8 protein-coding genes and 2 pseudogenes are annotated in these 12,826 nt (G+C 51.2%); 9 read left to right on the top strand and 1 reads right to left on the bottom strand.

The window, feature by feature from the left end:
* The first annotated feature begins 151 nt into the window (after positions 1-151).
* A complete protein-coding gene (locus PAEVO_RS09935) occupies positions 152-1,585 on the top strand; it encodes a family 43 glycosylhydrolase (protein WP_100537393.1) in 1,434 nt (477 codons plus the stop codon).
* Positions 1,586-1,685: 100 nt separating this feature from the next.
* On the opposite strand, the pseudogene PAEVO_RS09930 reads toward PAEVO_RS09935, so the two are convergent.
* Positions 1,686-2,552 (bottom strand): annotated as a pseudogene (locus tag PAEVO_RS09930) (helix-turn-helix domain-containing protein).
* Positions 2,553-2,651: 99 nt separating this feature from the next.
* Between PAEVO_RS09930 and PAEVO_RS34260 the strand changes: the two are divergent.
* The 8 genes and pseudogenes from PAEVO_RS34260 (at position 2,652) to PAEVO_RS09895 (ending at position 12,825) form a co-directional block, all read left to right on the top strand.
* Positions 2,652-2,870 carry a family 43 glycosylhydrolase gene (locus PAEVO_RS34260; protein WP_243390709.1) on the top strand — a complete coding sequence of 73 codons (219 nt, stop codon included), beginning with the start codon at positions 2,652-2,654 and terminating at the stop codon, positions 2,868-2,870.
* Positions 2,785-3,491: pseudogene (locus PAEVO_RS34865) on the top strand (beta-xylosidase family glycoside hydrolase). Before PAEVO_RS34260 ends, PAEVO_RS34865 begins: the two are co-directional and overlap by 86 nt.
* Positions 3,406-3,582, top strand: a complete 177-nt coding sequence (locus tag PAEVO_RS34610) for a beta-xylosidase family glycoside hydrolase (protein WP_279300443.1) — start codon at positions 3,406-3,408, stop codon at positions 3,580-3,582. Before PAEVO_RS34865 ends, PAEVO_RS34610 begins: the two are co-directional and overlap by 86 nt.
* Before the next feature lie 169 nt (positions 3,583-3,751).
* Positions 3,752-4,387: a hypothetical protein gene (locus tag PAEVO_RS09920; RefSeq protein WP_100537392.1), complete on the top strand. Its 636-nt coding sequence runs from the start codon at positions 3,752-3,754 to the stop codon at positions 4,385-4,387.
* A gap of 349 nt (positions 4,388-4,736) precedes the next feature.
* Complete coding sequence (locus PAEVO_RS09910) at positions 4,737-5,633, top strand: RCC1 domain-containing protein (RefSeq protein ID WP_100537391.1); 897 nt, start codon at positions 4,737-4,739, stop codon at positions 5,631-5,633.
* A 282-nt stretch (positions 5,634-5,915) separates the two neighbouring features.
* Positions 5,916-8,948: an Ig-like domain-containing protein gene (locus PAEVO_RS09905; protein ID WP_100537390.1), complete on the top strand. Its 3,033-nt coding sequence runs from the start codon at positions 5,916-5,918 to the stop codon at positions 8,946-8,948.
* Between the two features lie 428 nt (positions 8,949-9,376).
* Positions 9,377-11,875, top strand: a complete 2,499-nt coding sequence (locus PAEVO_RS09900; protein WP_243390863.1) for a heparinase II/III family protein — start codon at positions 9,377-9,379, stop codon at positions 11,873-11,875.
* Complete coding sequence (locus PAEVO_RS09895) at positions 11,863-12,825, top strand: ABC transporter permease (RefSeq protein WP_100537388.1); 963 nt, start codon at positions 11,863-11,865, stop codon at positions 12,823-12,825. The genes PAEVO_RS09900 and PAEVO_RS09895 overlap by 13 nt, the downstream gene beginning before the upstream one ends.
* Position 12,826: the final 1 nt, after the last annotated feature.

Here is a 12,826-nt window from a genome sequence, read left to right as displayed (position 1 = left end):
CCGGGAATTGATAATAAAATGGTTGATCCGCCACTGTCATGTCTCAATCGTGCTAATCCATGACCGTATAATCAAGGTCCAGTCATTTCGATCTGCTTATAATTGTAGTTTGGACAGGTTATAACATCTTGGAATGTGAGGAGTTTGGATTATGCAAGCAAGCGGAGATTTAGGAAACGGCACCTATAGAAATCCGATATTGGCCGGTGATTATGCGGATCCTAGCGTGGTCAGAGTCGGAAACGATTATTATATGACACACTCCAGTTTTAAGTTTGCGCCGGGGTTACTGATTTGGCACTCTAAAGACCTGGTGAACTGGGAACCCATCGCCAAAGCGTTAACCGATTATGCCGGCGATGTGTGGGCACCTGATTTGACATACTACAAAGACCGGTTTTATATCTATGCTCCCATCCAAGAAGAGATCATGGTGCTTACGGCACAACATCCATACGGACCTTGGAGCGATCCCCAAAAAGTGGGGGTTCAAGGAATTGACCCGGGACATGTCGCGGATTCCAATGGAAATCGGTATTTGTTTTTTAGCGATGGTTATATGGTAGAACTGGCCGAGGACGGACTGTCGGCCGTTGGCGCCCCTCGCAAAGTGTATGATGGTTGGCCGTTTCCGAAGGAATGGGTCGTGGAAGGAAACTTTATGGAATCACCTAAACTCACGTTTCATAACGGATATTTCTATCTTACCGTGGCGCAAGGAGGAACATCGGGTCCTGCGACAAGTCATATGGTCGCTTCTGCCCGATCCAAAGAACCATGGGGGCCATATGAGCACTCTCCCTACAACCCGATTATTCGAACGCAAAGCCGGAATGAACGATGGTGCTCCAAAGGGCACGGTTCACTGGTTGACACCCCGGATGGCGGCTGGTGGATCGTTTATCACGCGTACGAAAAAGGGTACTACACGCTCGGCAGACAAACGCTGCTCGAACCGCTGGAATGGACGGAAGACGGATGGTTCCGCGTCCCGCCTCATGGTCAGACCGACGAGCCCATTCTTAAACCGCCGGGCGAGGCCGTCACACACGGCATGGCTTACGATGAATTTCAAGCCGCGTCCGGCGGGCTGGGATATCCGTGGAGCTGGTATCAATCAAGCAATGAGATGCAGTATACCCTTCAGAAACATGCGATAACGCTCCAGGCTGCGACCGAGGCGGCACCCTTGGTCTTTATGCCGGAGGACCATTCGTATGCGGCACAAGTGGAGATTGAGCTCTCCGAAGAATCGGAAGGGCAGTTTTTATTGTTTTATAATGAATCGACGTATAGCGGATTTGGCATATCCCAAGAGGGCATATACGGTATTATTCGCGGCTGGGAGACCCCTTCAAAGGCTTATCCGCATCGGCGGGTCATCGTACGTCTTGAAAATAACGAGCATGAGGTCGTATTTTATTACAGTGCGGATGGATCGGAATGGAATAAATTTGAACACTCATTCGAAACTTCCGGCTGGCATCACAATTCGTTGGGCGGATTTCTTGCATTACGAATCGCTCTCCGGATGAAAGGTTCCGGCGAGGTTACGTTTAAAAACTTTAACTATCAGAAGTTGTAATCATGAAGCGACGTACCTTTTATCCACAGGTGCGTCGCTTCTTCCATTAGCGAGGCGTCGTGTGTGGAGATGAACCTGCGTGGCCACGAGTGGAAAGCACTTACCTGTTTTTTCGGTATGCTTTTGGAGATAGTGTAAAGACCTTGGTGAACTGACGAGTAAAATAATTGCTGTCGTTGAACCCGCTCTGAAAAGAAATTTCCGAAATCGGAAGGTTGGTCGTCTTCAGCAGCCTGCATGCGTGCTCCAAGCGGAGCTGCAGGAGATAGGCGAAGGGTGTCGTTTGGTAATAGGATTGGAAAATCCGATTCAAATGTCTGACGGATATATTCGATTTGGCCGCAATTTCTTCACGAGAAATGGGCTGCAAATAGTTATCCTCCATAAAGGAAATGGCCTCGGCCAGGTGCATCAGATTGCTTTGGGCCCCTTGACGCCGCTCCTGCTTTTCATACTGCCTTGACAACTGGACGACGAGTTCCATAAAACGGGAACGCAAAATGGTCTGGTAGCCCTGCAGCTTGTTTGTGTACTCCTCAATCATGAAATCAACAACGGACGTTACGTAATCCAGACTTGAGATCGGCAAGCTCATCTTGCTCAAGGCGTGGTTAATATTGCGGTAATACGGTTCCAGAACGAAAAGCGCCTAATACCCGTTCGATCTTTTGAACTCAGGACCTGCCGATTCCAGCATCTCGGGTTTATACATGATGTTGCAAATACGAAACTCATGAGGATCCTTATATCCATGGGAGGTTGTGCCGTTAATGACAAATACGTCCCCTTTCTTGATAAACGATTCTTCTGTATTGACAATATGGGTGGCATTCCCATGTAAAACAATAACGAGTTCGGAGAAATCAGCATGGCGATGCACATACATATCCTCCTCATGTCTGCCGTACTGAATAAAGAACTTAAATTGCTCATCGGTCGTAAACCAATTCAAATGAACGCTTCTCATTCGAACTCCCTCCCAATCATGACTTGCAGTGACCACTTGTCCTTATCATGCTGTTTTTAGACTCTAAAATCAAGGATTGAGGACAAAGTTCTAAATTATATGGTGACCGTCGCACGAAGCCAACGTCCTTATGGACCGTTTGAGTACTGTCCGCATAATCCCATCCTGTCGCATCGAAGCCGAAGAAGCAGCATACACGCGACAGGACACGCAGATCTGGTGCAGGCCCAGGATGGCAGTTGGTGGGCCGTTTTCTTATCCTATGCGTCATCATCTCGGCAGAGAGACATTTCTGGCTCCCGTCACGTGGACGGCTGACGGTTGGCCGAGCATCGGCATCGAGGGACGCGTGGAGCAGGAGATGGACAAGCCGCAGCTGCCCGAGCTCCGGTGGCCTGCAAAGCCGATCAGAGATAATTTCGATGAGGGCAGCCTTGGTTTGGACTGGGTCTTTTTGCGCAATCCGTTACAGGAAAGCTGGTCACTGCATGAACGTCCGGGATATCTTGTGCTTCGGGGCCATCCATCCTCTCTACATGATGCAGGCTCCCCCGCTTTTGTCGGACGCCGTTTATGCAATTTTCCTGCAATATATCCACTGCCCTGGACTATGAGCCTGTACACGAGGGAGAGGAAGCGGGATTAACCGTATTTATGAATGAACAGTATCATTATGATCTGGCTGTAAGGCCGGTCAACGGGCAAAAATCCGTCGTATTCAGACGTACCGTTAGGTCGATTAGCACAGAGCAAACCCGTCCATGTACTGAGGGACCCGTCGTATTAAGGATCGAAGCTAGGCCCGAGCATTTTCCGATTCTCCATCGAACAAAACTCTTCCGAGGTCATCTTTATGGGATCGGGCGAAACCCATCTGCTTTCGACGGAAGTTGCCGGCGGGTTTACAGGCGTAATGTTAGCAATGTATGCATTCGGTGACAACGAAACAACCCCTGCGCTGTTTGACTGGTTTGATTATGAAGTCATCGATCGTTTGTCAAGCGGGGGGATAGAGCGATCTGAAGCTTAACAAATTATTCGAGTGTGGACGTAACTTATCATGGGGTGCTCACGTCTATCTAAATAATGGGGGAATCAACGTTTCGTCACCCTTACTTGGGTAATAACTCATAATTGATCATAATGTAATGAAACTCATGAAGCGTGTATGAACTCAATACAGAAAGGCGTGATCCGATGTGAATCCAAGGCATTTTGCATTCATAACAATAACGATTTTCGCCGTGGTTCTATCGCTTACGGCATGCTCAGGAGCAGCTGAGCCTCCCGCCAGTCCTGAAATATCAACACCGGCCAATGAAGAGGTCACGGCTCCTGAAACCGAGAACGAGCAAGCTTACGAAGGGACGCGTCCCCAGAACGAAACCTTTGATTTGATGACTGGTGAGGGTAACCAGTCACATACAGCCACCTTGCATCAAGGCGAGGGCTTTTCCTTGTACGTATTCGAAAAGTTCGAGTTCGATGCTGCCCAAGGACGTCTGTTTCTTAGCAGCAATCCAGAATACTATGTTGATATTGAGCCCCTGCCTGCAAATTATGACCTAACGCAGCTTAAAAGTGCAGGAAAAAAGGAGTTGGAAGAGTTCGGCAAAGTATCCGATTTTAGTGGAGAACTCGTCGAGCATCCGCTGGGTTCAGCCGAACTCTACCTTCAGACCTCGAGTGATGAAGGGATTAACTATTATACTGTGTGGCAATCTGAAACAGGCGACGCTTTCCTGTTCCGTCTTCATAATCCAAAAGGCGAAGAAGCTTCGGATTTTGCCGGACCGGTCCTCGTTTCGTTATCTACGGTTCAAAGCAATTCATAAAGAACGAGGTTTTCTCCAAGTCTGTCAATTCTAGAACAAGGAAGGATTCAAGGCTTGGTGAGATCTGTGCCAGGATGCGACAGTGATTTTTCAAAATTAAAGTCCCATCAAGCTCTTTATGATGGGACTTTAATTTATGATTTAAGGGGGGTCATGCTTTCAATGAAAAAGACGGTTTCCCTTAAACTGCTCAGCACAATAATCTTTTTTAATTCGCTCGAGGTAATTACTCTATACCCGTTTTTTAAGAGTCAATGCCCCTCCCCGCAAGGATTCCTGGTCTATCAAGCGAATTCTTGCCTGAATGTTATATGATCGAAGTTGGTATAAAAAATCGAGGAGGTCAAGCATGGATTACACTTCACTGACAGAAGCAGTGATAAAGGAAAAACGGTGGCCCAAACCTAGCATAGCGGCGGGGCGACGTCATTCCGTGGCACTTCAATCGGACGGAACGGTCACGGCTGCAGGAGATAATCAATACGGCCAATGCGACGTAAGTGACTGGCACGATATGGTAGCGGTCGCTGCAGGTAATGTTCATAAGGCAACGAACACGGGTAATGCTCATACCATCGGTCTTAGATCGGACGGAACGGTGGCCGCTGTGGGTTGGAATAAGCATGATCAATGCGATGTTGACGGGTGGTCTGATATTGTTGCGGTCGCGGCGGGTTGGCGTCGCACTGTCGGGCTTCAATCGGACGGCACAGTGGTGGCTGTGGGACGAAATAATGAAGGTCAATGTAATGTAAACGGCTGGCGTGATATGGTGGCGGTCGCGGCAGGTGACTGGCATACCGTCGGTCTTAAAACGGACGGCACGGTAACCATCGTGGGGAATAATCGGTACGGCCAATGCAATGTAAGCGGATGGCGCGACATCGTGGCGGCAGCGGCGGGCTACCTTCATACCGTCGGGCTTCAATCGAACGGCACGGTAGCGACTGCGGGTTTAAATAAGCATGGCCAGTGCGATGTAAGTGGTTGGAGGGGTATCGTGGCGATCGCGGCGGGTAGTTATCATACTATCGGCCTTAAGTCGGACGGTACGGTCATGGCTGTCGGTTGGAATGAGCATGGCCAATGCAATGTAAGCAGCTGGCGCGACATTGTAGCTGTAGCGGCGGGCTGCGCTCATACGCTCGGCCTTAAATCGGACGGCACGGTGGTAGCCGTGGGTGATAATGAATATGGCCAATGCGATGTAAGCGAATGGCACGGTATCCAATTGCCCGGCAAGTAGTTGTTTCTGAAAGCCGTATGAGATACGGCTTTTTTTTGTTATCAGTAGTTAAGTTCTTGGGGCCGGAAATTCGGTGAGAGCGACTTTGAACGGTAGAAGAGAAACGAATAATCAGGCGTTGACGCTGCCTGTTATACATGTTAACTTATGATCAACAAATACATGTTAAATACATGTATTCTGAAAGGGGGAATACAATTACATACCAGGATAAAAGCAGAACAAAACGGTTTGTTTGAAAGCGTCTACAAATCTAATTAGTCAAAGGAGAGAGTTGATGAAATGAAGTCTCGATTATTATTCCGCTCCAAAGGTTGGACCTGGACCCTAGCATTTGCACTGATTTTTCCCCAGCTGTTTATGCCGGAGGTCGCCGATGCTGACGGCAGCGCCAAGCCCGCACATTCGTCCTATCGTCTGGACCTTACGCTGCCGGACACGGTTACGGTAGGAGACATGATCGATTACACAGTTACGCTTGCTACCTATGAACCTGCTCCTGCAACCTATGGCAATGTTTATTTTGAAGTGAATACGAGCGGGCCGGGCCGCGCGGATTACAGCTCTCCCGAGGTTCCCGGAGCCGGAGAGGTATCCTTCATTGACCGGTCGGAATTGCAAAAAGAGGGCTTCCGCCTGACTCCCCAATATGCTAACACCTCGAATTGGACCGCAGAGTTCGATCAGCCGGGAGAATATACGGTGACCTATAAAGTAGTCAGTCGGGATGGAACGGTGGTTGCTGCCGCGGTAAAGAAGGTGAATGTGACCCCGGGCCGATCGCCGTATCAGATCGAGATCACGGATCTGGATCAGGCCGGTGCGGGGGAATACCTGACGCTGCCTGTCACGATTTCCACGAAAGCTCACGAGAACGGAGGAAACAAATCCGCTTATCTACAGGTGTCCAAAACCCAGGGAGACGGTGATATTATGTTCACGGTTCAGGACGAAGAGGGACGACATCACTCGATACTGAACAGCGGGGATTACGGAAAGCCGGGTTTTGAGCTGCCGGCAGACGACTCTTCCACCAAGGACTGGCGGGTTAAATTTTCGAAAATCGGTAAGTACACCTTCAGCTATCGGCTGATCGACGGCGAAAGCGGCGACGTGCTGGCAGAAGACGAGGAATCCGTGGAAGTCGTTCCCGCCTATCAAAATCTGGGCATCCAGGTGTATAACAACTATGTCATGCGGGCAGTGTTCGGCAATGAAAACGGACGCGATGTCGCTTATATGGTTCAGGTCGGCGATCCGGCCCAGCTTGTCGTCGTCGATATTCAGACCGAGGAGACGTTAAAGGCGATCGATCTGCCGGGGGCAACCGGGGCTTGGGGGATGGCGGTAGCAACGGACGGCAGGGTTTATCTCGGTTCCTACGGCACCGCTTCACTCTACCGGTATGATCCGCCGACCGATACGATCGTCAATCTCGGTGACCCAGCCGAAGGCACGGTCAGTCAAACCACTCAATTCTTCGAGCTGACTCCGGGATTGGACGGCAAAGTTTACGGTGGTGTTTACCCGTCAGGCTCCGTGTTCGAATATGACCCGGTAAAAGACTTTACGAATTTCGGCAACCCTATGCCGGGTCAGATTTATCCGCGGAGCGTGGCATACGACAAGGAGGAGAACGTCCTATATGTTGGAGGTGGCGGAACGAAAAATTATCTCATTCGCCATGATTTGAATACCGATCAGAAGACCAACATCATGCCGGCACAGTATAATCTGACGAGCACCTATGATCTGAACATCGTAGGCGACAAGCTGTTTCTGAAGATGGATCCCGGCTACAAAATGATCGTGCTGGACAAAGGAACCGGCTCAGTGATTAAAGATGATGAGTTGATTCACTCCAGAGGGGTGTCCGAACCGCACGATGGTAAGGTGTATTTTACTTACGGCGGCATTCTAAAAAGCTATGATCTGTCGACCAACGAAGTGAAGGAAGTATATACAGGCAGTGAAAAGATCAACTTTGTCTCCAACGTAATCGGTTGGGGAACAGCCTTGATTGATGAGCCCGATTATCCCGGTCCGACGCTGATCGGCGTTGCCGGAAATGCTTCGGCAAAAGTGATCAAATACAATTTGGAGCTGGGAACGCTGAAGCAGGCCGTCATGCCGCTTCCTAAGCAGCCTATCGATCTGCATATTACCGGACAAGGACCTGACGGGAACATCTATGCCGGCGGATTTCTTCCCGGCGGCATGGGCATCTATGATCCGGACACAGGGCTCTCCACCAATAACTCGATCGGGCAGACCGAGGGGATGACCTCTATCGGAGACAAAATGTACTTCGGCACCTATCCGGGCGCCAATATTTTTGAATATGACACGACGAAGCCCTGGAGAAACTCCGGTACTAACCGAACGGTGAACAAGCTGTTTGATTTGAAAACAGATCATCTGCAGGATCGTCCGTTTGCCATGCTAGGAGCGGAAAACAAGCTGTTCATTGGCACGGTTCCGGACTACGGTAAGCTTGGCGGAGCCTTCAGCGTCTATGACCCGGCAAACCATGATTTGTCGGTTCATACGCAGATCGTGCCGAATCAGAGCATCGTGTCTTTGGCCTACAAGAACGGAAAGATTTATGCAGGCAGTTCAATCCGTGGAGGTCTCGGCAGCACGCCGACCGAAAGCGAAGCGAAGTTATTGGTGTGGGACATTGCGAAGGGAGTCAAGGAAAGGGAGCTGGTTCCTGTCCCCGGGAAAGGAGCTATCACTTCACTGATGGAAGGTCCGGACGGGAACATCTGGGGTTTTGCCATGGGCACGCTGTTTATTTATGACCCTTCGTCCGGAGAGGTGGTGTATCAGGATGAGAAGTTTCCGGAAGCGGGCGGACAGTGGAGAGATGCGAGCCTCGTTATCGGGAAAGACGGCCTCGTCTACGGAACAATGAGCGGCAAGTTGTTCTCCATCCATCCTGAGGACAAAAAAATGACGATCATGAGGAATCAGGCCGCCTGGTTATCACGGGATATCATGGGCAACCTGTACTTTGTGACCGGTAACGAGCTCTGGCGTCATGTGATCGAGGATAACAAAGCTGCGGTTACCGAGGTGCGTCTAAGCGTCAGCACCCTCGAGCTGTCCGTCAATCAAACGGCCGAAATAAAAGCGGAGGTTCAGCCATCTTTTGCAACGGTAAAGAATGTGTCCTGGACCTCCAGCAACAGCGCGGTTGCTTCCGTCAGCGATGCCGGAGTCGTCAAAGGACTGCAGCCGGGCACGGCGGTTATTAAGGTCACGACACTGGATGGCAGCAAGACGGCGGAATGTGTAGTCACGGTTAAATAGCAAGCCAAAAAGAGGCGGCACCAAATGGAATGTTTGGTGCTGCTTTACATTTGGGATTACCCTTATCGGACGCCGTAAGTAACGGATCCGAGATTAACAACAAGGATTTAATTCGGAAATAAATAGGGTTACAGCCTAACGCTTTGGAACGGGCAAGTTTCCTTGTACAGGCCCTATGAAGGGGATTGGCTTCCTGTTGATCACGTTGCAGTTGGATGAATAAGACAAAATTTTGAATTGACAGATCATTAAAAATACAAGTAATATACATGTATACTACTAAGAGAATTCAATTGAAGCGTGGCGACCAGGAGTTACGGAACAGCGGATGGCTTCGATTAGGGCTTTGTTGCAAAAACTTATGAGAGCGTTTTCTTGATCGATTGAAAAGAAAGAAACTCATGTATTAAAGGAGGAGCTTACGATTGATGCTGCGGATGGAATTTATAAAGCCCTCGCTGCTGGAGACCGGGGAGAAACATCGGCTTAACTTCATGCTTGTGCACCCCTGCGGAAGAATGGAGCCGCAATCGGATATGACCTTTAGCATGACTTGCAGCGACCCGGAGATCGTTGAGGTGAACGGCAGCGTGATCACCGGGCTAAAGCCGGGCGAGACCGAAATTGCCTTAGACCTTTTGAACGATAGATTCTCGGTGTTTAGATGGAAGGTTCTTGTACGGCCGGCAGGTTTATCGGCGAAAATGAAGCTGCAGGACCGTCCGAGGATGTTGTTTTCGAATGAGGAACTCGCGGAATTTCGGGAACGGATTAAGCGGGATGATGGCAGTTCCGCGAAGGTAGTCGATGCAGCCAGGCTATGGGCCGGATACCTGGCAAAAGCTGATGCCTATGTGGAGGAAGATAGCTTCGAGGTGCTGTATCCGTCCATATCGGATCGGTGGAAGATAGCGCTGCCTCTAACGGAGCCGAAGCGGGTGCCAGAACCGCAAGGCCATACCTTCTTCCCGTTCTGGACGATGTATGCCAGAGCGATAGAGGATCGGCTGGTCGTCATGTCCACGGCCTTCCTGGTGACGGAAGAGAAAAAGTATGCGGTTCGAGTGAAGCAGCATCTGTTGTCCCTGGCCGCCTTCGGCAAATGGTATGAGTTTGACGAGCGGGGCGCGGAAGGAAATCTGAGCAACGCACATCTGCTGCTTGGCGCTTCGTGCGCCTATGATGCCATTCACAGCTTGCTGACGGAAGAAGAGCGGCGATCCATTCGCCAAGCCATTCTGGAAAAAGGGCTTCATCCGCTGGCCATCGATATCGGAAGCCGTGATATGCACAACATCGTGGCAACCAAGCAGGTAGCGATGTTGTACGGCGCGGCGGCCATCATGGATGAGAGCCCGTTCGCCGCCAAATATTTACAGTCCGGATTCACTTATCTTCAAAGCTATCTGGACCGAAAAAGGGAATCCGGAGAAACAGAGGGGCTGCTGTACGACAATGTGGCTGCGCGCCATGCCTGGATGGCGGCGGATCTTTATCGGAGAATCAGCGGCGATGACAGCCTGATTCAGCATCCGTATTTACGGGAAGAGCTTCCTGAACGTTTTTTCCGGCTGCTGGCGCCGGGGGAAGAAAGCTCATTCCCGAATCTGTCGGATTCGTTTTACAAGCTGGATATCGCCTATCTCATGGCCATGACAGCTACCCATTACGACCATCCGGCAGCGTTGTGGTACCTGCATAAGCATGCTGCAACGCATCACGCATCGCTTCTATATTTACGGAAAGATACCTCACCAACAAGCCCATCGGAACTGTACGGCAAGAGCGCTTCCGCGGTGTTCCGGAGCATTGGCTGGGCCGCCCTGCGGTCGGGATGGGGCGATGAGGATCATCTGCTGTGCTTTACCTCAAGCTGCTCGGCGAAGGACCATAATCACAAGGACCAGAACAATCTGGTGATCAATGTCGGCGGAGAGTGGCTGTTGACCAATCCCGGCTACCAGGATTATGTACCTGGTCCGAAGGCGGATTACACGACCGGCACGGTCGGCCACAATTCGCTGCTCGTCAATGGTCAGGGGCAGATCCACCTGGGAGGCGGGGGTCTCCAAGAGGAATTGTTACTCCCGTCATTTGAGGCGGTTGTCGGGGACGCTGCGGAAAGCTATGGCGGGCTGCTGAAATCCTTCCGACGATCTGTCCTACATATCGATTCGTCATATTACTTCGTCGTGGATGAGGTGGAGCTTCATCAGGATTCGGATGAGGTCGAGCTGCTGTTTCATACGACCTCGGCGGTTCAGGATGGGGAAGAGCTCAAGGCTCCGGGCGAGAATCTGGGAAGTGAATCCGTTGTATTCCAGGGTGAAAAGGCCGCTCTGCAGCTTATGATTCCTTTTCCCAAGGAGAAGGTGCTCGCCCTCCGCGAGTACCCCGGAGCTGAAACCTACGGTCCTTATGTAGCCGTGGGTGGCACGAGGGGGAAAAGACGGCGGTTCGTCACGTTGATCAATCCGCGGGTCCATTACGGCGAGAGGTTGGCCATCCGTCAGGAGGAGCAGGATAGCGGAAGCCTGGCTGCCGGGTTAACGGTGGAAAGGCCCGGCGGGGCGGAGGATATCTGGCTGTTCTGCGCTGACGCTGTGGAAGCCTGCTACCGGGGGGTTACTTTCCAGGGAGAAGCCGCCCGCATATCGGGTAACGGCCTGCTTAATTTGTGGAAGGCTGAACGTTTGTCCGGCGGGGACATCGATTTTGAGGCGGAGCTGCCTCTGAGCGTATACAGCGATGCCCGCCGTTCATCCTGCATTGTTCATAACCCCCACCCTGTGGAGGTCTCCTTCAAGCTGAAGCAGGTAACTGCTGGCGTGGAAGTCGAACAAACCGCACCACCTGGCTATTATGTTCTTATGAATATCGGCAGAGGTGATCAGGCGGAAGGGAGAGAAGCTGTGTGGAAACCGTGATTTCGGAGGTCAATCCATCCGCTGCCGCCAAAAAGAGCGCATGGAAGCAAATCCGGACCCGAATGTGGAGGGACCGTTATCTGTACCTGCTGCTGCTGCCGGGCCTGCTTTACTTTATCGTGTACCGGTATCTGCCCATGCTGGGCATATCGCTTGCCTTTAAAGAATACAGCCCGTTCCGGGGGTTCGCGGAGAGTCCTTGGGTCGGATTCGCGAACTTTGCCCGGATTTTCGAAAGCCCGGAGGTTATCCAGGTTATCTGGAATACGCTGACCATTTCCTTTCTGCAAATCGGGTTCGCATTTCCGGCGCCGATCATTCTGGCCATCATGCTGAACGAGGTGGCAAATCCGCTCTTGAAAAGAGGGCTGCAGTCCATCGTTTACATGCCGCATTTTCTATCTTGGGTCGTGGTGGTCGGCATCGTGACGATCTTTTTCCGCAACGAGGGCTTGATCAACGACGTGCTGCGAGAATTGTTTGGCTTGCAGCAGACGATCCCTTTTCTCACCGAGCCCGATTATTTCCGAGCTTTTCTGGTTTTGGAGGTCATCTGGAAGGAAGCCGGCTGGGGAACGATTATTTTCCTGGCGGCGCTGGCAGGCGTTAATCCGGCTCTTTACGAGGCAGCCGTCATGGACGGTGCAGGGCGCTTCCGCCAAATCTGGCATATTACGCTGCCCGCCATCCGAAGTACGATCATTATCATGCTGATCATACGTCTGGGCGACGTGCTGGAGGTCGGCTTCGAGCAGGTGTTCCTTCAGCTGAACGCCTTTAACATGCACATCGGCAATACGCTCGACACCTTTGTGTATTACAAGGGGATCCAGCAGTCGGACTACAGCTTCTCCACCGCGGTCGGCGTTTTCAAGGGTCTGGTCGGTCTTGTGCTGGTTATGGCCGCCAACAAGCTGTCCAAGCGGTTCGGCGAGCAGGGCGTATATTAGG

It is taken from the genome of Paenibacillus sp. GM2FR (assembly GCF_002803325.1).
Taxonomy (GTDB): domain Bacteria; phylum Bacillota; class Bacilli; order Paenibacillales; family Paenibacillaceae; genus Paenibacillus_AQ; species Paenibacillus_AQ lautus.
Note: the sequence above shows the minus strand (reverse complement) of the source record. Positions and strands in the feature narration are given on the sequence as shown.

What these genes read in the sequence shown, in the direction of transcription:
- PAEVO_RS09935 (WP_100537393.1), top strand. Translation starts at nt 152, where the DNA reads ATGCAAGCAAGCGGAGATTTAGGAAACGGCACCTATAGAAATCCGATA.
- PAEVO_RS34260 (WP_243390709.1), top strand. Translation starts at nt 2,652, where the DNA reads ATGGTGACCGTCGCACGAAGCCAACGTCCTTATGGACCGTTTGAGTAC.
- PAEVO_RS34610 (WP_279300443.1), top strand. Translation starts at nt 3,406, where the DNA reads ATGGGATCGGGCGAAACCCATCTGCTTTCGACGGAAGTTGCCGGCGGG.
- PAEVO_RS09910 (WP_100537391.1), top strand. Translation starts at nt 4,737, where the DNA reads ATGGATTACACTTCACTGACAGAAGCAGTGATAAAGGAAAAACGGTGG.
- PAEVO_RS09905 (WP_100537390.1), top strand. Translation starts at nt 5,916, where the DNA reads ATGAAGTCTCGATTATTATTCCGCTCCAAAGGTTGGACCTGGACCCTA.
- PAEVO_RS09900 (WP_243390863.1), top strand. Translation starts at nt 9,377, where the DNA reads ATGCTGCGGATGGAATTTATAAAGCCCTCGCTGCTGGAGACCGGGGAG.